Annotated in this window: 21 protein-coding genes; 11 read left to right on the top strand and 10 right to left on the bottom strand. The window is 63.1% G+C overall.

From position 1 onward, the window contains the following. Positions 1-83 precede the first annotated feature (83 nt). Positions 84-1,184, top strand: coding sequence for a CaiB/BaiF CoA transferase family protein (locus ACFWAD_RS25530; protein ID WP_378548890.1), 1,101 nt, complete (start codon positions 84-86; stop codon positions 1,182-1,184). A 59-nt stretch (positions 1,185-1,243) separates the two neighbouring features. On the opposite strand, the gene ACFWAD_RS25525 is transcribed toward ACFWAD_RS25530, so the two are convergent. Continuing rightward, positions 1,244-2,347, bottom strand: a complete 1,104-nt coding sequence (locus tag ACFWAD_RS25525) for a class I SAM-dependent methyltransferase (RefSeq protein WP_378548887.1) — start codon at positions 2,345-2,347, stop codon at positions 1,244-1,246. 47 nt (positions 2,348-2,394) lie between these two features. After that, the gene (locus tag ACFWAD_RS25520) at positions 2,395-3,870 is read right to left on the bottom strand and encodes a PLP-dependent aminotransferase family protein (RefSeq protein ID WP_378548884.1); all 1,476 of its coding nucleotides are present in this window, start codon (positions 3,868-3,870) and stop codon (positions 2,395-2,397) included. Positions 3,871-3,931: 61 nt separating this feature from the next. Here ACFWAD_RS25520 and ACFWAD_RS25515 point away from each other — a divergent pair, with 61 nt between their 5' ends. Further along, the gene (locus ACFWAD_RS25515) at positions 3,932-4,162 is read left to right on the top strand and encodes a hypothetical protein (RefSeq protein WP_378537205.1); all 231 of its coding nucleotides are present in this window, start codon (positions 3,932-3,934) and stop codon (positions 4,160-4,162) included. Positions 4,163-4,207: 45 nt separating this feature from the next. Beyond that, positions 4,208-4,678: a hypothetical protein gene (locus tag ACFWAD_RS25510; RefSeq protein WP_378548881.1), complete on the top strand. Its 471-nt coding sequence runs from the start codon at positions 4,208-4,210 to the stop codon at positions 4,676-4,678. Positions 4,679-4,730: 52 nt separating this feature from the next. Here the strand turns inward: ACFWAD_RS25510 and ACFWAD_RS25505 are convergent, their stop codons facing one another. Next, positions 4,731-6,020: an adenylosuccinate synthase gene (locus ACFWAD_RS25505; protein WP_003944351.1), complete on the bottom strand. Its 1,290-nt coding sequence runs from the start codon at positions 6,018-6,020 to the stop codon at positions 4,731-4,733. A 282-nt stretch (positions 6,021-6,302) separates the two neighbouring features. Here ACFWAD_RS25505 and ACFWAD_RS25500 point away from each other — a divergent pair, with 282 nt between their 5' ends. The 3 genes from ACFWAD_RS25500 (at position 6,303) to ACFWAD_RS25490 (ending at position 8,303) form a co-directional block, all read left to right on the top strand. Continuing rightward, positions 6,303-6,977 (top strand): hypothetical protein, encoded by a 675-nt coding sequence (locus ACFWAD_RS25500; RefSeq protein ID WP_230816302.1) that lies wholly within the window; start codon positions 6,303-6,305, stop codon positions 6,975-6,977. Beyond that, positions 6,974-7,744, top strand: a complete 771-nt coding sequence (locus tag ACFWAD_RS25495; RefSeq protein ID WP_378548878.1) for a site-2 protease family protein — start codon at positions 6,974-6,976, stop codon at positions 7,742-7,744. Before ACFWAD_RS25500 ends, ACFWAD_RS25495 begins: the two co-directional genes overlap by 4 nt. Before the next feature lie 70 nt (positions 7,745-7,814). After that, complete coding sequence (locus tag ACFWAD_RS25490; protein ID WP_378548875.1) at positions 7,815-8,303, top strand: GNAT family N-acetyltransferase; 489 nt, start codon at positions 7,815-7,817, stop codon at positions 8,301-8,303. Between the two features lie 85 nt (positions 8,304-8,388). On the opposite strand, the gene ACFWAD_RS25485 is transcribed toward ACFWAD_RS25490, so the two are convergent. Then, positions 8,389-9,627, bottom strand: a complete 1,239-nt coding sequence (locus ACFWAD_RS25485; RefSeq protein WP_378548872.1) for a DUF222 domain-containing protein — start codon at positions 9,625-9,627, stop codon at positions 8,389-8,391. Positions 9,628-9,739: 112 nt separating this feature from the next. Next, on the bottom strand, positions 9,740-10,228 hold the full coding sequence (locus ACFWAD_RS25480) for a winged helix-turn-helix transcriptional regulator (RefSeq protein ID WP_378536134.1): 489 nt from the start codon (positions 10,226-10,228) through the stop codon (positions 9,740-9,742). Positions 10,229-10,286: 58 nt separating this feature from the next. Between ACFWAD_RS25480 and ACFWAD_RS25475 the strand changes: the two genes are divergently transcribed. Together ACFWAD_RS25475 and ACFWAD_RS25470 are read left to right on the top strand one after the other, a co-directional pair. Further along, entirely contained in the window at positions 10,287-11,702 is a 1,416-nt protein-coding gene (locus ACFWAD_RS25475) for an MFS transporter (protein ID WP_378548869.1), read from the top strand. After that, on the top strand, positions 11,699-12,868 hold the full coding sequence (locus ACFWAD_RS25470) for a thiolase family protein (RefSeq protein ID WP_378548866.1): 1,170 nt from the start codon (positions 11,699-11,701) through the stop codon (positions 12,866-12,868). Before ACFWAD_RS25475 ends, ACFWAD_RS25470 begins: the two co-directional genes overlap by 4 nt. A 27-nt stretch (positions 12,869-12,895) precedes the next feature. On the opposite strand, the gene ACFWAD_RS25465 is transcribed toward ACFWAD_RS25470, so the two are convergent. Continuing rightward, the gene (locus ACFWAD_RS25465; RefSeq protein ID WP_378536128.1) at positions 12,896-13,552 is read right to left on the bottom strand and encodes a class I SAM-dependent methyltransferase; all 657 of its coding nucleotides are present in this window, start codon (positions 13,550-13,552) and stop codon (positions 12,896-12,898) included. 240 nt (positions 13,553-13,792) lie between these two features. Here ACFWAD_RS25465 and ACFWAD_RS25460 point away from each other — a divergent pair, with 240 nt between their 5' ends. Continuing rightward, positions 13,793-14,734, top strand: a complete 942-nt coding sequence (locus ACFWAD_RS25460) for a DUF808 domain-containing protein (RefSeq protein WP_029254756.1) — start codon at positions 13,793-13,795, stop codon at positions 14,732-14,734. A gap of 4 nt (positions 14,735-14,738) precedes the next feature. Here ACFWAD_RS25460 and ACFWAD_RS25455 read toward each other — a convergent pair whose 3' ends face one another. Further along, positions 14,739-15,683, bottom strand: coding sequence for a helix-turn-helix transcriptional regulator (locus ACFWAD_RS25455; protein WP_378548862.1), 945 nt, complete (start codon positions 15,681-15,683; stop codon positions 14,739-14,741). Positions 15,684-15,747: 64 nt separating this feature from the next. Between ACFWAD_RS25455 and ACFWAD_RS25450 the strand changes: the two genes are divergently transcribed. Further along, positions 15,748-16,212, top strand: a complete 465-nt coding sequence (locus ACFWAD_RS25450) for a pyridoxamine 5'-phosphate oxidase family protein (RefSeq protein WP_378549208.1) — start codon at positions 15,748-15,750, stop codon at positions 16,210-16,212. Here ACFWAD_RS25450 and ACFWAD_RS25445 read toward each other — a convergent pair. The 3 genes from ACFWAD_RS25445 to ACFWAD_RS25435 form a co-directional block, all read right to left on the bottom strand. Then, positions 16,202-17,131: a cation diffusion facilitator family transporter gene (locus tag ACFWAD_RS25445; protein ID WP_378548859.1), complete on the bottom strand. Its 930-nt coding sequence runs from the start codon at positions 17,129-17,131 to the stop codon at positions 16,202-16,204. The genes ACFWAD_RS25450 and ACFWAD_RS25445 overlap by 11 nt on opposite strands. Positions 17,132-17,222: 91 nt before the next feature. Next, the gene (locus tag ACFWAD_RS25440) at positions 17,223-18,368 is read right to left on the bottom strand and encodes an aromatic acid exporter family protein (RefSeq protein WP_378536122.1); all 1,146 of its coding nucleotides are present in this window, start codon (positions 18,366-18,368) and stop codon (positions 17,223-17,225) included. Then, positions 18,355-18,771 (bottom strand): DUF3151 domain-containing protein, encoded by a 417-nt coding sequence (locus ACFWAD_RS25435; protein ID WP_042452165.1) that lies wholly within the window; start codon positions 18,769-18,771, stop codon positions 18,355-18,357. The genes ACFWAD_RS25440 and ACFWAD_RS25435 overlap by 14 nt, the downstream gene beginning before the upstream one ends. 125 nt (positions 18,772-18,896) lie before the next feature. Here ACFWAD_RS25435 and ACFWAD_RS25430 point away from each other — a divergent pair, with 125 nt between their 5' ends. Continuing rightward, positions 18,897-19,760: a nuclear transport factor 2 family protein gene (locus tag ACFWAD_RS25430; protein WP_378548857.1), complete on the top strand. Its 864-nt coding sequence runs from the start codon at positions 18,897-18,899 to the stop codon at positions 19,758-19,760. Positions 19,761-19,799 lie beyond the last annotated feature (39 nt).

Genomic DNA, 19,799 nt, shown 5'->3' with positions numbered 1-19,799 from the left:
ACAGTGCCCCGGAGCACACCTGATCGATCCGACAGGTTACCGTCGGGTCAGAAGTGTTGTCACCGTCTGAATTGGGAGTGCGTGTGTCTGCAGAAGCTGTGGAGAAGAAGGGCCCGCTCGCGGGCATTCGGATCGTTGAATTCGCTGGACTGGGACCGGGCCCGCACGCCGCGACGCTGTTGGCGGACATGGGCGCCGACATCGTCATCGTGCAGCGCGCAGGGCAGATCCCGCAGGACTCGAACGCAACCGACCAGATCAAGCGCGGCCGCCGCATCGTCGAGGCCAACCTGAAGGACCCGGCAGACGTCGCCAAGGTGCTCGATCTCCTGGGCCGCGCCGACGTGTTGATCGAAGGCTTCCGCCCCGGCGTCATGGAACGTATGGGACTCGGACCCGACGTGGTGTCGGAGCGCAATCCGCGTCTCGTCTACGGCCGCATGACGGGCTGGGGCCAGGAAGGCCCGCTCGCCAACGCAGCAGGTCACGACATCAATTACATCTCACTGACGGGTGTCCTCAACGCCATCGGACGCAAGGGTGAACGCCCCGTTCCGCCGCTCAACATGGTCGGCGATTTCGGCGGCGGCTCCATGTTCCTGATCTTCGGCATTCTGTCGGCTCTCGTCGAGCGCTCGACGTCCGGTAAGGGCCAGGTCGTCGACGCGGCGATGGTCGACGGCACCCTGGCGCTCTCACACATGATGTGGGCATTCCGCGGTCGCGGCGTCTGGTCCGACGAGCGCGGCGTCAACCTCCTCGACACCGGTGCCCCGTTCTACGACACCTACGAGACCTCCGACGGCAAGTACATGGCCGTCGGATCCATCGAACCGCAGTTCTACGCACTGCTGCTCGAGGGCCTCGAACTCGATCCCGCGACGCTCCCCCACCAGATGGACACGTCCAAGTGGGACGACATGAAGATGCTCTTCACCGAAAAGTTCCTGTCCAAGACACGCGACGAGTGGGCCAAGATCTTCCTCGGCACGGACGCCTGCGTCTCGCCGGTCCTGACGTTCGCCGAGGCACCGTCGAACGAACACATCGCGGCTCGTGGTTCGCTCATCGAACTCGACGGCGTCACCCAGCACGCACCGGCACCGCGCTTCTCGCGCACGCCCACCACGACGCCCGCCGCCCCGGCGCGTGAGGCGACGGATATCGACACGGTCTGGACCTAGGGCCTTCGGCCCCGTGCGCGGTTAAGGAGTCCCCAGGCTCCCTAACCGCGCACGGGGCGTCAGCCCAACCGGTAGAACCTGAACATCTCGTGCTCGATCGGCAGCACGTCCACCCGCTCGAAACCTGCTGCCTTGGCATAGCTTTCGAGTGTCGAGTGCCTCATGACCGTCCCGGTGCCAATGCTCCCCGGATGCGAAAGACTGTCCGGCAAGCAACAGGTCAGCGAAAAGCCGTACAGCAATTGCTCGATCGGGCCCGCCTCGGGATCGAACGCATCCGCCGTTCGTTCGTCCATCACGATCACCGGAGCGCCCGGCTGGGCGATCGCCCGAGCCGTGGACAGAAATCCCACCGGATCCGGTACGTCGTGCAGGCACTCGAAAGCGAAGACGGCATCGTAGGTCCCGGCATCGGCTCGGCCCGTCTCGGGAGCTTGGCCGGCAACGTCGACCAAAGAGAAATGCACGCGGTCGTCGACCCCACGATCGTGGGCGTTACGACGGGCGGCGTTCACCGAGGCCGCGTCGACGTCGAAGCCGTGCACCTCGATCTTCGGGTAGCCGAGGGCGAGCGCGATCGACGACCAGCCCTCCCCCATTCCGAGATCAGCAACCTGCCCGCCGTCCGAAAGAACGGCATGCAAGTCGGTGACTACCGGCAGGAATTGCTGACAGAGCTGCTGCAGATACATCGGCCGGTTCAGCAGTGCCTGACCCTCGCGAGCGTCGGGTCCCATCGATTCCCACGTCACTCCGCCGCCGTGGCGATAGGCATCCAGTAGACGTGGCATCGACCCCGTCGTCGCGACGAACAGCCTCGCCAACGGTGTCAGGAACAGCAGGTTTTCATCATCGACCAACACTTCGGCGTGGGCCGGCGACAGGCTGTACCGACGATTGGCATCCGAATTGACGTCCACATATCCGGCCACGGCCTGCTGCTCGAGCCACTCCCGCGCATACCTTTCGACGGTCCCCGTCCGGTCCGCCAGCTCCGTCGACGTGAGCGGGCCGTAATCACTCAGCGCGCGGTACCAGCCCAGCCGGTCGCCCAGATACACAGCCTGCAGCTCCGACGCGCCGAGTGTAGCCGCGAACAATCGTTCTGCCAGCGCCTCCGCCGCACTGGTTCCCGCTGCGCCTGTACCGTCTACGACCGTCATGCCTGACCTCCTGGTTTCACACCTCTTTCAGTGTGTGTACCCAGTTCTCAGACGACGACCATTCGTTGGTCGGCCGTGTCGCGATCCGTCGCGAGAGTGTCGTATGCAGCGGCGATGGATGCAACGCCGCGAACGAGGTCCTCAGGGGAACGCGCGTACGGCACGCGGATGAATCGTTCGAACGCGCCTTCGACGCCGAAGCGGGGGCCGGCAGCGAGGAGCACTCCGAAGTTAGGTGCCACCGCCGCCAACGCCGTCGAGACGGGCGCAGACATACGCATCCAGACCGACATTCCGCCGGAGCCGATGGTGGGGAGCCAGTCCGGCAGACGCTCCGCCACTGCACCGAGGAGTACTGCGCGCTGTTCACGCAGAACTTCGCGACGCTGTTCGAGGAGCGAGCGATCGTCGGCGAGCAGGTAGGCGGCCGCAAGCTGATCCATGACGGGAGTACCGAGATCGATCGCGGCACGCGCTCCGACCAACTGTGTGATGAGGGCGGCGTCGGCGCGAATCCAGCCGACACGCAGTCCACCCCACAGCGACTTCGCCGTCGAACCGAGCGTCACCACTTCGGTTTTCGCGGAGCCTCGCCCGTGCGAGGCGACCGGCGCCGGCGGTGGTGCGTCGAGCCACAGGTCCACCATCGTCTCGTCGACGACCAGAGTCATCCGCGTTTCGTGCGCGATCTTCGCAAGTTCGGCGCGCCCGGCAGAATCCATGCAGAGTCCGGTCGGGTTGTGGAAATCGGGAATCAGGTACGCCATTCTGGCAGCGGTTTGCCTTGCTGCACTTCGAATCCCGTCGAGATCCCAGGCTCCGGCTGCCGCGAATTCCGGCCGCACCGGCACCGGGACCGGTCGAGCACCGTTTCGCCGAATTGCTTCCAGCGCATTGGGATACGTCGGATGATCGACCAGCACTCGCTCGCCGGGCGAGGTGAGCACCGAGAGCAACAACCGAAGCGCGTGCTGCGCGCCCGAGGTCACCATGATCTGTTCGGCGGTGGTGGGCAGACCTCGCGCTGTGTAACGCTGCGCGATCACGTCACGCAAGTCGCCGATTCCGACCGGTTCCATCCCGTGCGTGGGTAGGAAATTCGGAAGTTCCCGCAGCGCAGACGCATACGCAAGTTCGACTTGAGCCGCGGGAGCTGCCATTGCGGCATAGCTGAGGTCGACGACGGGTCCACTGGGCCCCGGTTGATGGGAGCGGAACATCAGCCCGTTGGGCTGAGCACCGGCCGGTAAGGCCACCGTGCTCCGCGAACCCTGCCGGCTGATCAGGTACCCCTCGTCGCGCAACACCGAGTAGGACGACGTGATCGTGGTTCGGCTAAGTTCGAGCACCGTCGCAAGTTCGCGCTCACTGGGCAGCGCGACGCCGAGCGGAACGCGACCGTCGTGCACGAGCAGGCGGATACCGTCGGCAAGCGCACGGTACGCCGGCCTGCGTCCGGACTCCTCCTGCCAGGATCCGAGATCACGCGCGAGCGAACGGGCACCAAGAACTCGGGTCATCATGCAGTCCAGTATCGACAACTTGGCTATGTATTTCAATACCAGTCGAGTTGATCATATGTCCATGACTACCTTCGCAACCCTCATCGGCATCGGACTCTTCGTGGCACTCGTCTACTTCTTCGCGCCCGCTGAAGGTGAAGGTACCTACATTCGCGTCGAGCAGTTTCGCCTGGCAGCACCCCTCGGCGGTATCTTCCACGACGCGACTGCAGACTGCGAGAACATCCCTGTCAGACCTCTATGCGATTGTGATCAAGGGGAAGAATTCACTGATCTCAGTCCAGTTCCATAAAACTGGACTCTTTGCGTACCCAGAGTGTCTCCAGAGAGGGTTTCCATGCCGGCTTCCAAGAAGATTCTCTACATCGATCTCGACAACACCCTGGTCGACTTCCAGTCGGGCATCGATCGCCTGACCGACAGCGTCCGAGAGAAGTACAAGAACGACCTCGACGAGGCGCCGCATATCTTCTCTCGGATGGACCCACTCGACGGTGCCATCGACGCCTACCACCAATTGGCGCAGCAGTTCGACACCTACATCCTCTCGACGGCACCGTGGAAGAACGCCACAGCCTGGCACGACAAGGTTCTGTGGGTCCAAGAGCACCTCGGAATGGAGGAGGGCAGCGTCGCATACAAACGACTGATCCTCTCGCACCACAAGCACCTCAACCGAGGCGACTTCCTCGTCGACGACCGCGGAGCAAACGGCGCAGACCGATTCGAGGGTGAGTGGATCAAGTTCGGCAGCACCGAGTTTCCCGACTGGAAGACCGTCTCCGCACACCTGTCGAAGTTGGCGTGAAACACGAAATCCCCGCTCCTGCTTGCAGGAACGGGGATTTCGACGAAGCGAACTAGCGGACGATCTCGCGCCGGACGATCGTCTCGTCGCGGCCGGGGCCGACACCGATGCAGGAAATGAACGCACCCGAAAGCTCTTCGAGTCGAAGCACGTAGTTCTGCGCATTCTGCGGCAGTTCCTCGAAGGTGCGAGCCTCCGAGATGTCTTCCCACCAGCCAGGCATCTCTTCGTAGATGGGCTTGGCGTGGTGAATGTCGCTCTGCGACATCGGCATTTCGTCGTGACGGACACCGTCCACCTCGTATGCGACACAAATCGGCACGGTGTCGAGGCTGCTCAGCACGTCCAGCTTGGTGAGGAAGTAGTCGGTGATGCCGTTGACGCGCGTCGCGTAACGCGCGATGACAGCGTCGAACCATCCCGTGCGACGAGCGCGTCCGGTGGTGACGCCGACCTCGCCGCCCTGCTTGGCCAGGTATGCGCCGTGATCGTCGAACAGCTCCGTCGGGAACGGACCGGAACCGACACGCGTCGTGTACGCCTTCAGAATTCCGAGGACCGTGGTGATCTTGGTGGGACCGATTCCCGAACCGACTGCCGCGCCACCCGAAGTGGGGTTGGACGAGGTCACGTACGGGTACGTGCCGTGGTCGACGTCCAGCAGAGTGCCCTGCGAACCTTCGAGCAGAACGGTCTCACCGCGCTCGAGGGCGAGGTTGAGTTCCAGGCGCGTGTCCGAGATGCGGTGCTTGAAGCCCTCGGCCTGCGTCAGTACCTCTTCGACGACCTGCTGCGGGTCGAGTGCCTTGCGGTTGTAGATCTTGACCAGCACCTGGTTCTTGAATTCGAGTGCTGCCTCGACCTTCTGGGTCAGGATCTTCTCGTCCAGGACGTCCGCGGCGCGGACACCGACACGGGCGATCTTGTCCTGGTAGCACGGGCCGATACCGCGGCCGGTCGTGCCGATCTTCTTCGCTCCCAGGAAGCGTTCGGTGACCTTGTCGATGGCCACGTGGTACGGCATGATCAGGTGCGCATCAGCAGAAAGCAGCAGGCGGGACGTGTCCACGCCGCGCTCTTCCAGGCCTGCCAATTCGGTCAACAACACACCCGGGTCGACGACGACACCGTTACCGATGACGTTGTTGACGGCGGGGGTGAGGATTCCGGACGGGATGAGGTGCAGTGCGAACTTGTCACCGTTCGGCAGAACCACGGTGTGTCCGGCGTTGTTACCGCCCTGGTATCGCACGACCCACTGAAGCTGCTCGCCCAGTAGATCTGTAGCTTTGCCCTTACCTTCGTCGCCCCACTGGGCGCCGATCAGGACGATTGCCGGCATGACGTTGTCTCCTACGGTCGACGTGCAGCAGTTGTCCCGCCGCATTGGTACTGCCTGGCTTCCGCGCACATGATGCAGCGCCGAACTGTTGCAGTGACCGAAGGAGCAGTCTAGCCCAGAGCACCAGAGCAGACCTGACGGTCCAGAATTTGGCCGGTGACCATCACGATTGCGAGTCGACACAGAGACTCGCACTAAGATCGTCGGCAGTGATTCGGACGGCCATTTCGGGGAAGGGTGGCGAGGTCCCACTACCCGAAAAGAAGTCTGATCGAGCTAGGAGTGGCTTTGACCCCTGTGGTGCTCAAATGTGGCGATTCGCCGGTTCCACTCCCCCTGGGTGAACTCACGTCGTTCACTGTCCCCGAGCTTCCGGAGAAGCAAGACTTCGACGAGGCACTGTCCCAACTGCAGGTCGTGACGGAGCCGCGCTTGATCGTCGTGGGCAACGACGGCGCGTTTGCCGCGGCATTGACGCGGTTGATGCGACTCGAGCGACTCCACGTCGAACTCGCCTACGTCACCGAGAACAGGTCCGATGCAACCGACGCGTACAAACTCGCGACTGGTGCACGGGCTGCGCGCACGGCGTTGAAAGGCACAGTCCACACCGTGCCGCTCATTCGTGACGACGCCGGAATAGCGCTGGTCGGCGCAGCAACCGTCACGGGCCCAGCCGATGCCGCCGAACTGATCGGCGAGGCCTACGTCGACGACAACAAACTGTTCTCCGGCACAGTCCCTGGCATCCGGATAGTGCCGAGCCCCAAGCTCCCCGGCATCAAGGCATCTGTCGATCGTAAGAGTCGATGGAGCGGACGACGCTGGCTGGAAGGCCGAGCGATACAGCTGGGCTCGCCCGCAGCTCGCCTGGTTCGCGACGGTGTGCCCAACCCGCGCGATCTCAAGCGTTCGACCTTCTACCGGCACGACAAGACTTGGTTGTTGGTCAGGTGAGAACCGGAGCAGCACGGTCGGCGGTTAGACCCAGCCCCGTCTTCCTCGGCGTAGTTGCCGTCACCGTCATCGCCGGAGTCGTCGCTTGGAACTCGACGTGGGGTTCCATCGCGGGCCGCGCGGGTGTTTTTGTCCTCGTGGTTGCCGGCTGGGTGGTCACGCTGTGCTTGCACGAGTTCGCCCATGCGTATCTGGCGTGGCGTCACGGAGACACCGACGTCGAGGCTCGTGGCTACCTGACTCTCAACCCGCTTAAGTACAGCCATCCGATGCTCTCGATCGGACTGCCGGTGCTGTTCATCGCGTTGGGCGGCATCGGGCTTCCCGGCGGCGCCGTGTACCTGCGCACCGGGATGTTCCCGCCCAAGGTGCAGGCCCGAATATCGCTCGCCGGTCCGTTCACGAACGCCGTCGCCGCCGTGATCCTCCTCGTCGTCATACGTACGTACGGCTCATCGGCCGAGCATCTGACGTTCTGGGCCGGCCTCAGTTTCCTGGCCTTCTTGCAGGTCATGGCAACAGTTTTGAACCTGCTACCAGTCCCCGGTCTGGACGGTTACAACGCACTGGAGCCCTACCTCGCACCCAACACACGGCACCAACTCGACCAGTTCAAGCCGTACGGGCTGCTCCTGTTGGTTGCGCTCCTGTTTGTCCCGCAGATCAATGTCGTCTTCTTCGACGCGATCTACTGGATCTTCGAATTGAGCGGGGTGTCCGACTACTACGCCATGCTCGGTAACGCCCTCATGCGTTTCTGGACGTGATCGAGTGCGCTGGAGGAGACTCGTGAGAGTCTGACATTTCAGACATTCATTCTTCTTCAGGGGAGCATCGATGATTGCGACGTCATTTCAGTCCGGCGGAGTGGAATACACCCTCACGCGGGCCGAGATTCGACACGTGGAAGCACTGATCGACTTGCTCGCCGACGACCCGATCGGGAGCACCCGGGAGACGACCAACCCCGAAGCCCGAACGATCTACGAGGACGCCTTCAAACGAATCGACGAGGATCCGGCGCAACTCCTCGTCACCGTTCTGGTCGGCGACGCTGTAATCGGCACAATGCAATTGACCTTCATTCCGGGTATGAGCCGGATGGGCGCGACTCGCCTGCAGATCGAAGCCGTTCGCGTGCACGAGGACTTCCGCAGCAAGGGCATCGGCAGTTCGATGATCCGATGGGCCTGCGAAGAAGGTGCCCGGCGCGGCGCCTTCTTGGCGCAGCTCACCTCGGATCAAACTCGCAAGGAAGCTCACGACTTCTACGAGCGACTCGGATTTGTCGCCTCCCATGTCGGGTTCAAGAAGTCACTGAGCTGACGCCCAGCCACCAAGACTCCAGAACGCAGGCTCGAGCACCGGGGCATGGTTATGCCCCGGTGCTCGAGTCTTCAGTTGTGGAGGTTCACGCCGCTGTCGGTGGACTGTTCCCGCCGATCGGATGCTGATACGGATCAGCGGACATCGGTGGGTAGAACACCGTCTTCCGATCGGGGCCGATCTCGACCCGCCATTCCGTGTGGTGCAGTGTCCGATGATGATGGCCACACAACAGAATCAGGTTGTCGAGATCCGTTGGGCCACCATCATTCCAGTGAACGATATGGTGAGCATCGCACCACCCTGACGGAGTTCCGCACCCCGGAAACGCACACCCACCATCACGCACCGCCAACGCCCGCCCCTGCGGTACTGTCGCGGTCCTTGCTTCCTTACCGCACTCGAGCGGAACACCATTCTCATCCAACAAAATCCGCGTGACCGTGCAGTCGCAGGCCAACATTCGGGCAGTGTCGATACTGATCGGGCCCACCCAATCCGTCCACGCGAACCCCAGTTCCTGAGTCGACGGCAGTAGATCCTTCAGCGCCTGCATATCCGTCATGTCTTTCGCGCTGGCCGTGACAGTGATGTGCGGTTTCACTCCGCCCTCGATCGGACCCAACCCCGCCCGCTCATACCGCCGCAACAACTCGCAGAACCCGTCCGCCCGTCGTAATGCCGGAGCGCGAGTGTCCTTGACGCCGTCCTTCTCCGGCGTCGGCGCCGACAAACTCGACAACAACGTGATCAGACGTGCCCCGTTCACGGCATCCAGATCGCCCTTCACCGACACCCGCCCGTACAAGCCTTTCGAGGCGTAGAACTCGTTGCGCTCCGAATCCTCCCCGACCGGGACGCCGTCCTCGCGTTTTCCGTACTGCTTCTCGATCCGCCGGATCGCCGCCCGCACCGCATCACAATCCGCGATGTTCTTCGACGCCAACTCCAACAGGATCCCGCGGGCCTTGTCCACATCCGCCGGCGTCATGTTTTTCGGCGGATGCTGACAAAACGACGCCACCTGTCGAGCCTTCAACGCATCCACATCGCCGCGGTGGAATGCATCCGCCACAACAGGTTCGAGCAACAGCAACCGCGCCAGACTGACCAGCAGACTGCACTCACCGATCTCCAGATTCGTCGAACCATGCAACCACTGCGCGATCGCCCGAAAACCCTTCCCGACCAGAGCCTCCCGGGAAAACATCTCCACGATCAACAACACCATCCGCGACTGCAACTCATGCCGCACGCGCACCAGATCCAGAACCTCACTCTTGAGGCCCTCACCATCCAGCTGCCACGCATCCCGACTGTCCATACCAAAGTTTAATCGAACATACTTTCGATAACCAGGGACGTAACGGACAACTTCAAAAGCAAAGAACACTCGAGACCCGTTGAAGTACATGAATATTCGAGCGCGCCAAAAGCTACCGCCCGCGCGATTTGTTGACAGATACCCGCAACTCCCCCAAAGGCACTTCACGCCCCGACTCACTGCGCACCTCGACGCGAACGCGCTCGCCGGTAGCGTCGTCCGCCACCTCCAGCGGTCCACCTTTTCCTCCGTGCAGGTACTTGTCCCCCCACTGCATCAGCGCCAGAACTGCCGGCAGCAGGTCACGACCCTTCTCGGTGAGCACGTACTCGTGCCGCGTCCGCTTTCCAGGTTCCTTGTACGGCACACGCTCGAAGAGGCCCGCCTCAGTGAGTTCTTTCAGCCTCGCCGACGCAACCGCCTCGGTGATGCCGACTCGCGACGCGAAGTCGTCGAATCGCGTTGTGCCGTAATAGGCCTCTCGCAGAATCAGCATTGCCGAGCGAGTGCCGACCACTTCCATGGCCCGCCCGATCGAACAGTGCGTGGCCCGCCAGGCGTCGCGATCTTCGAGCACTCCGGTCAGTCGTACAGCGTCCATGCAATTCATCATACCCCCTGGCTTGCCATAACCATAGCCAGAGTCTAGATTGCTGACTATGGAACTTCATAGCCAGCCGGTGCGGACCGGACCCCTCCTCGCCATACTGTCGGGGGCGCCGTTTGTCGCCAGCCTCGATCTTTTCGTGGTCAACGTGGCCTTCGGCGACATCGCCAAGAGCTACCCGGGTCACTCGCTCGGCGAGTTCAGTTGGATCCTCAACAGCTACGCGATCATCTACGCCGCACTGTTGATACCCCTCGGACGCTGGGCGGACAGGATCGGGCACAAGCGCGCCTTCATCGCCGGCCTCGCGCTGTTCACCCTCGCCAGCGCCGCCTGCGCTTTCAGTCCGTCATTGTGGGCACTGGTGGCATTCCGCATCGTTCAGGCAGTCGGCGCCGCAGCGCTCACCCCGGCCAGCCTCGGCCTCTTGATCAGCGCACTCCCGGCTGCGAAACGCCAATCCGGCGTGCGCATCTGGGCGGCGGCCGGTGCGGCAGCAGCGGCATTCGGGCCTGTCGTCGGCGGGATTCTCGTCGAAGCGTCGTGGCGCTGGGTCTTCCTGATCAACGTTCCGGTGGGGATCGTATTGCTTTACTTGGCAGTCCGGCTCGTCCCCGACACGACACACAAAGACAGCGATGCCGGAATCGACTTCGTCGGCGCCGCCCTGCTCACAGTCGGAATCGGCTCTCTTGCACTCGCTCTCGTCCAGGGTCCGGACTGGGGATGGACCGACAGCCGCGTTCTGATAGCCTTCGCCGTCGCCACCGTCACCCTACTCTCGTTCTGGTGGAGCAACTCTCGCCATCGCACTCCTTTGATTGCTCCCGACCTTCTGAAGATCCGCTCATTTGCCTGGTCCAACGTCACCGCCATCTTGTTCAGTGCGGCATTTGCCGCCGGTCTGCTCTCGAACATCCTTTGGCTGCAGGAAGTTTGGGGATACTCGGCATTGCGAACCGGCTTCGCCGTCTCGCCGGGTCCACTTCTGGTTCCACTGTTCGCAATCGCCGGCGGCTCGCTTTCGCGCAAGTACTCGGCCGGACGCGTCGCCGCACTCGGCAGCATTCTGTGGGCTGTCGGAACGGTATTGGTCCTCGTCTCGGTCGATTCAACGCCCAACTACGCGACCGGACTCCTGCCGGGCTGGATCATCGCCGGAATCGGCGTCGGCCTTGCCCTCCCGACCATTCTGTCCCAGGCCACCGCAGATCTGGCGCCGGCTCGATCAGCCACCGGTAGCGCAATCATCAGCATGAGCCGACAGATCGGAACCGTTCTCGGCGTGAGCGTTCTGATCGCGGTTCTCGGCTCCTCCGTCGCCCCTGACACTTTCCGTCAGGCCTGGTGGGTGATCTTCGCTGTCGCGCTTGCCTCTGCACTGGCATCACTGGGAATGACCCCGGCTACTGCACCCTCCCCAGTTGTCCCCGCTGAATCCGCCATCCCTGAAAGGAATTTGTCATGAGAGACGCAGTTATCGTCGAAGCCGTTCGCACTCCGATCGGCAAGGGAAAGGCCAACGGCGCACTGCACGGCATCAATGCCGTCGACCTGCTCGCCCACAGCCTGAAAGCGGTGGTCGAGCGAACCGGAATCGATGCCGCACTGATCGACGACGTCATCGGCGGTGCGGTCAGTCAAGTCGGCGAGCAAAGCCAGAATGTCACTCGCACTGCACTTCTTGCCGCCGGCTACCCCGAGTCGGTTCCGGGGACCACGGTCGACCGACAGTGTGGAAGTAGCCAACAAGCGGTTCATTTTGCCGCTCAGGGCGTCATCGCCGGGGCATACGAGATCGTCGTCGCTGCCGGAGTCGAGTCGATGAGCCGAGTGCCGATGGGCTCGAGCAGCGTCGGGCGCGAGTCACTCGGGATAGGTTTCGAAGAGCGTTACCCGGACGGTCTGGTTCCGCAGGGCATCAGCGCCGAATTGATCGCCGCCAAGTGGGGACTGAGCCGCACCCAACTCGACGAGTTCTCGGCGTCGAGTCATCGGAAAGCAGCGCTGGCAACCGAGAGTGGGTACTTCACCAAGGAACTCGCTACGCTCCCGCAGCTGTCGGTCGACGAAGCGATCCGCCCCGGCACCACGGTCGAGACCCTTGGCGGCCTACGGACCGCCTTCGAATCCGACTACTACGCACAGCGATGCCCGCAGATCGACTGGTCCATCACCGCGGGCAACAGCAGCCCGCTTTCGGACGGCAGTTCGGCGGTGATGATCACGACCAGTGAGATCGCCGCGAAACTCGGCCTCACCCCGAAGGCACGGTTGCACAGCTTCGCCGTCGCCGGCGACGATCCGCTCTACATGCTCACCGCGGTGATCCCGGCTACGCAGAAGGTCCTGGCCCGTGCGGGGTTGACGGTTTCGGACATCGACCTGTTCGAGGTCAACGAGGCCTTTGCCCCAGTGGTCCTCTCGTGGGCAGCGGATACCGGCGTCGACCTGTCCAAGGTGAACGTCCACGGCGGCGCCATCGCACTCGGTCACCCGCTGGGCGGCAGTGGAACGCGGATCATGACCACCCTGGTCAATGCGATGGAACAGCGCGGCGCGCGCTACGGGCTCCAGACCATGTGTGAGGCAGGTGGGTTGGCCAACGCGACCATCCTGGAGCGCCTGGGCTGAGCAAACTCCATGGACGGTGCTCGGACGTCAGTGACCGAGCGCCGTCCATTCGGGATCCGGCTTCCGCGCCACCACACGAAACACGATTCCGCCCCGTCCGCTGCGCTGCACCTCGTCGATCAGGAAGCCTGCGTTTTCGAGGTATCCGACCGGTTCGCGGGTGAGGTGATCAGCACCGAACCGTACGAAAAGCGGTTCCACGGCCTTCATCAATGTGCGCGCAACAATGTTCTTGCTCGGCCCGTGCTCCGCGAGAACGAACCGACCTCCAGGCACCAGGACCCGAAATGCTTCGCTCGCAACTCGGTCCGGATCGGGGATCGTGCAAAAGGCGTACGTGGACACCAACGTGTCCACGCACTCGTCGGGAACATCGAGTGCCTGCACGTCGCCGAGACGTAGGTCGACTTCGGTCTTCACCCCCTCGGAGACTTTCATCCTGGCCTGATCGAGCATCGCACTCGAGATATCCACGCCGATGACGTAATCGACGTCATCCCCGTAGAGAGGCAGGTTCAGCCCGGTTCCCACGGCGATCTCGACCACGCGCCCGTGGGCCTGGTCCACAGCCCATTTCCGGGCGTCGCCGAGCACAAAGCGTTCGAAGCGCCCGATCTGTCGGTCGTAGTGCGCCGCCATTGCGTCGAAAGTCTTGGCGACCTGTGCAGTGTCTGGTTCACGCATAGTGCCCCGTTTCGATCGATCTTCTGTGCAGTCTTACATGCGAGCACCGGGTCGGGAAGACCTTTCGTGACGAAGGGCAATCGACCGAGCGAGGTCGTCCCTGACGGATGCCCCCGGTATCGTTCCAGGTGACCTGACCTCACCTACGACGATCATGGATAGAGACCTCGTGCGATCAAGTAATTGCGCCACCGGTTCGGTCCGGCCACCTTTTTCCACTGATTCCACTGGAGGTCTGTGATGGCCGGCGGACTCTTCGCCCTGCTCGACGACGTGGCAGCCCTGGCTCGTATGGCAGCCGCCTCGATCGACGACGTCGCCGCCGCAACCGGTAAGGCGACCGCCAAAGCTGCAGGCGTGGTCATCGACGACGCAGCCGTCACACCGCAGTATGTCCGCGGGCTCGCGGCCGAACGCGAATTACCGATCATCAAGCGCATCGCCATCGGATCGCTGCGCAACAAGCTGCTGATCATTCTGCCGATCGCTCTGTTGCTGAGTCAGTTCCTTCCCTGGCTGCTGACTCCCCTGTTGATGGTCGGCGGCTGTTACCTCAGCTACGAAGCAGTGCACAAGATCTGGGGTGCAATCTTCGGCCACGGTGACCACCACGAAACGGCCGACGAGCATCCGCGCGACGAAGAGGCTGTGGTTTCGGGCGCCGTGCGCACCGACCTGATCCTGTCCGCCGAGATCATGGTGATTGCACTCAACACCATCGCGGGCGAAGGTTTCTGGAGCCGGTTGGTAATTCTCGCCGTCGTCGCCGTGGTCATCACCGTGGTCGTCTACGGCGTCGTCGGACTGATCGTGAAGATGGACGACATCGGCTTGAAAATCGCCGAGACGTCATCGGGCTTCACCCACAAGGTCGGCCGAGGCCTGGTTCGCGGCATGCCTCACGTGATGTCGGTGCTCTCGGTGGTGGGTACCGCCGCGATGCTGTGGGTCGGTGGCCACATTCTGTTGGTCGGCATCGACGAACTGGGCTTCCACCCGCTCTACGATGCCGTTCATCATGGCGAAGAAGCAGTCAGTGACATCGCCGGAGTCGGCGGTGTATTGGCGTGGATCGTCAACACACTTGCGTCGGCAGCGCTTGGCCTGGTGGTTGGTGCGATCATCGTTGCAGCTCAACTAGGTATTACCCGTCTGCTGGCAAAGCGTTCTGCGACGGCCTGATCACCTACCCGTGGCGGAGCAGCATCCGCTCCGCCACGGTGCGCATCCCGTCACGCAAGGACGAGGGTTCGAGCACCTCGACGTCTACGCCCAGCCCGATCAACTGTGAGAGCGCGACATCCTCGCTCTCGAGTTTCAGCTCGGCACTCACCCATCCGTCGTTGTCCTCTGGTCCCACTTCGACAGCAGCGGCAAGCTCGCCCACCACATCGGGGAGCCGACGCCTTCCCTCAGGCGACACCCGCACTCGGCAGTGGAAACGGAGCAGCGACCGGTCGAACTCGGCCATCGACGCCGCCCACCACGACGCCAGGTCGAAATCCAACGGCCGGGCGAACGAATCATCTTCTACCACGGCGTTTTTGATGCGGCCTACCCGGAACGAGAGGGTACGTCCGTTCAAACCCGCCACGAGGTACCAAACGCCGGCTTTGATGACCAACCCCAGCGGTTCGACCGTCCGCTCCCGATCGCGATAGATGAACCGCAGCCGACGCGAGTCGAGCACGGCAGATGTGACGATCGGAAGTGCGGAGATGTCGTCGACGCCGCCGAACCAGCCTGGGACGTCGACCAGGATTCGGTCCTGCCACACGCGCGCGCTCTCGCGCAGCGGTCCGGGCAGGGTGCGGAGCAGTTTGGCCCCCGCCGAACCGACGGCGTCGGATCGCCCGAGATCCGCAGCGATGGACGGCACACCCAACAGCATGAGCGCGGACGTCTCGTCGTCCGTCATACCGGAGAGTTTGGACTGCCAACCGTCGAGCAGACGGACGCCACCGCCCGGTCCGCTCTCGGTCCAGATCGGCACTCCGGCAGCCGACAACGAGGCCACGTCGCGGTAGATCGTCCGCACCGATACACCGAACTCGTCGGCCAACTGATCGGCAACGACGCCACGACTGCCCTGCAAACGCAACATGAGTTGAAGCAACCGCGCGGATCTCATGACGCGAACATTACCGAGAATCACTGACAGAAGTTGTCAGGAATAGGGGTGCACAATGACCGTCATGGTCACCTGGAAGCAGTTCTCCGAAGAAGTTCCCGCCCTCGCCGACGCGGTCCAAGCGCGATTCAAAGCCCACAAGCATCACGTCCTCGCAACGCTGCGCAAGGACGGTTCACCGAGGGTCAGCGGCACCGAAGTCGAGATCCTCGACGGGCGTCTGGTGCTCGGTTCGATGTTCGGCGCGCTCAAGGCGAAGGACCTCATCCGCGACGGGCGCTACGCCCTCCACAGCAATCCCGGCGAGCACACGATGGAAGGCGGCGATGCGAAAATCGCCGGAATCGCACGCGAGGTGACTGGCGACGAGTTCGAAGCCGTGCTGGCAAGCTACACCTACGAGGTTCCGAAGCCCCTGCACCTCTTCGTTCTCGACATCAACGAGGTGGTGCATACGACTGTCGACGACGAGCACATGTACGTAGACCTCTGGAAGCCGGGCAAGGAGATCACCCGCTTCACCAAGTGACGTTCTTCTCGCAGTGCTCGCCGTTGGCACACGATTCCACCTGGACGGTGGCGTGGGAAAGACCGTGACTCTCGAGGACGGTACGTGCGGATTCCAGAACGTTCGACGAATTCGCGTCACTGGTCAGGTGGACCGTGGCGACATCCATGCCGGTGGTGAGAGTCCAGACATGTAGGTCGTGAACACCCATCACGCTCGGCAGGGCGGCCAAGTCGGCCTCGACTGCTTCGACGTCGACGTCGGCCGGCGACGCCTGTGTCAGAATGCGCAGCGATGCTGCGGCCAGTTTGATCGCACGCGGCACCACCCACAGCGAGATGAGAACACCGACGACGACGTCCGCCCACGTCCAGTTGAACAGCAGGACAAGGCCACCGGCGATCAGAACACCGACGCTACCGACGGCGTCGGCAAGCACTTCGAGGTAGGCGCCGCGCACCGCCAGGCTGTCCTTGGAGTCACCGCGCAGCATCAGCATCACGACGATGTTCGCGGCCAAACCGGCAGCCGCGGTGATGATCAGGGCACCGCCAGGGATCTCGGGTTCGTTTCCGATCCGACCGATTGCCTCGTAGAAGACCCAGGCCGCGACGGCCAGCAGCATCACCGCGTTGGCCATGGCGGTCAACACTTCGGCGCGATGCCAACCGAAGGTCCTGGCCGCGGTGGTGCTGCCCTTCTTCGCAAGTAGCAACGCGGTCAGTCCCATGGCCATACCCACCAAGTCGGTAAGCATGTGACCGGCGTCGGCAAGCAGAGCCAACGAGTTGATCAGGATGCCGACCGTGGCTTCGAGCACGAGGAACGCGACGAGGATCGCAAGTGCGATCGCCATTTTTCTGATGCGCTGCGGTGACGGTCCTACGCCGACCGAATCTGCTGCCGAGTGGCCATGCGAATGGCCGTGCCCTGCTCCCATTTGTCCTGTTCCCTCCCAAGTCCTTCTCAGAGCATATGCATACATTCGCATACATACAATGAGTTGCTCAGTGAGCGGGAAAGGGCAGAGGTCAGTGATCCGGCTCGTACGCCGGGTGCGGCACGGTCGGCGGCAGTGTGGCGATCGACGAGATGCGCTTCATGCCCGCGACCTGCAGGAGGTCGACCACCAACGATCGAATCTGGGCGAACACCACAGTCGAGGACAGGCCCGCGTTCTCGACAATCGCAGGTTTCAGTTCCTTGGCCACCGAGCGCAGGACACGCGCAGCCTCGGCCTGATCGGGCTGCTCCCCCGGCTCCGCCAGGATCATGTCTTTCAGCACTTCAACGGCTTTCGACAAGCGCTCGACCTGAGCCACCAAACGGGGATCGAGAATCTCGTCATCTCTGACCAACGTCAACGAACGACGCGCGAGCACTCGAATGTTGCGCAACGCGTTGTCGATGGGATCGGCTGTTGCCATGAGCCTTTCGAGGCGAGGTCGACTGTTCCAGTACAGCGGGGAGATTCGGCTGATCTCGCGCCCGCCGAGAAGATTACTGCGCAACCCGTCGATGGCGCCTTGAGTTGCGCGCGCCTTCTGCAGTGCCTTCACGATCGGGTCCGGGTCATTCGCGACGAGGCCGTCTGCCACCAATTGCAGTACCTCGGAAGCTGTTCCGAGGATCGATGCTGCATCCTTGCGTGCGCGTCGTACCGGGTGGGTGGGGATGATCGCGACCACCGCGATGCCCACCAGACCACCGACCAGGGCATCGATCATGCGATCCGGACCGCCGCTGCCACCCGGCGGGATGAGCGTCGCCACCAGCACAGCCGAGTTTCCCGCCTGCATGGAGAAAATCGGCCCGCTGTTGAGAAGCACCGCGACGGACATCGCCAGCACGACAACCAAACTGATCTGCCACGGTCCGCTCCCGATACCGGAGATGATCAGATCGCCGATTCCGATGCCGACCGTGACGCCCGCAACCAACTCGAACGAGCGTCGTAATCGTGCACCCAGCGACAGACCGAGCGAGACCACGGCAGCAATCGGCGCGAAGAACGGCGCATGGTGCCCGATCACCGTGGTGGCAACCCACCACGCTAATCCGGCCGCCAAGGCACATTGAATGATCGGTAGCGCCGACGTCTGAAGCCGACGCACCGATTTGCGAGCCCGGTCCTTGATGCCGGCCCGGCTCGGGCGGAAACTGCTAACCGAGGCCAAGCGCTTCGGCGGCGTTGGGATCGCAGTCTTCGAGCAGATCGAGGCAACGCGCGTACTCGTCGGCTTCACCGATCGTCTTCGCAGCCTTCGCCAAGACTGCGACGCAACGCAGGAAGCCACGGTTCGGTTCATGGCTGTAGGGCACGGGACCGAAACCCTTCCAACCGTTACGACGCAGTTGGTCGAGTCCACGGTGGTAGCCGGTACGCGCGTAGGCGTAGGCAGTGATGGTTTCGCCCTTGTCCAGGGCAGCCTCGGCGAGGTAGGCCCACGCGATGGAGGCAGTGGGATGGTCGGCCGCGACCTGGGCCGGGTCAGCGTGGTTGAGCAGTGCCGATTCCGCGTCGTCGTCGCCGGGAAGCAGAGTGGGCTTGGGTCCGAGCAGGTCACCGAATTGGGTCATGCGCTCATTGTGCCCGCTACGCCTTTCCGCCACAGGACCGCCTCGCCGACGGTCGGAGTTATGCCGGGTACATACCGGTCGTTACCCTGACATGGTCATTGCTGCATAAGACCGAAGGGTTACCCGTGCCGGACTCGAAAGACGACAACTCGAAAAAGAGCGCAGCCCCGAACGGTGCGCCGGAGAAGTCGGCCCCGGTCGAACCTGCGACTGTGGCGATTCAGAAGGCAGGCACGGGCTCGAAGGCGGACGGCGACGCCAAAGCCACCAGCGCACCAACCGTCGCGATCCCCAAGGCAACTCAGGCACCCACGGCAACACCGACACCGGCACCGGCACCGGCACCCAAGCCCAAGCCGGAACCGGCAACCGTCGCCATTCCCAAGGTGGCGCCCCCGACGGGGCAGCAGGCCCCCACACCACCGCCGCAGCGCGCCGCGCCTCAACCGCAGCAGCGCGCCGCGCCTCAACGGGTGGGCGTCGCGCCAACCCCGCCTCCGGCCCAGCCGATGCCGACTCGCATCGAGCCTGCCGCGCCGGAAAAGACCAAGCGCAGCGGCAAGGGCTGGTACATCGCGGCGGCTGCGGCCGGCGTCGCCGTCCTCGCGGCAATCGGCATCGCAGTCTTCGTCTCGTCCAACAGCGGTAGCGGCGAAAGCTCACCCGAGGCGCAGGTTCAGACCGCCATCTCGACGTACGTCGACGCACTGCAAACCGGCGATCTGGCGACTCTGCGAACGTCGACGTGTGGAGCGCTGGGCGAGTACTACCGGACCATTCCCGACGCGGCGTTCGCTCAGGTCCACGACAATGCCGTCGCACAGAAGACGATCCCGCAGGTCGGAGCCGTCGACGCTGTTCGCATCACCGACGACACTGCGATCGCTCAGGTTCAGGCAAGTTTGCCGAGCACCGGCGAGCAGTCGTGGCGCACGTTCGACCTCGAACGCCAGGACGGCACGTGGAAGGTTTGCGACCCCAGCAAGTAAGCACCTGAACAGAAAATGCGCGCCGGCGAGAAACTCGCC

The organism is Rhodococcus sp. NPDC059969, assembly GCF_042738325.1.
GTDB lineage: Bacteria > Actinomycetota > Actinomycetes > Mycobacteriales > Mycobacteriaceae > Rhodococcus_F.
The sequence above is the reverse complement of the archived record's forward strand: the minus strand, read 5'-3'. Positions and strand labels throughout refer to the sequence as shown.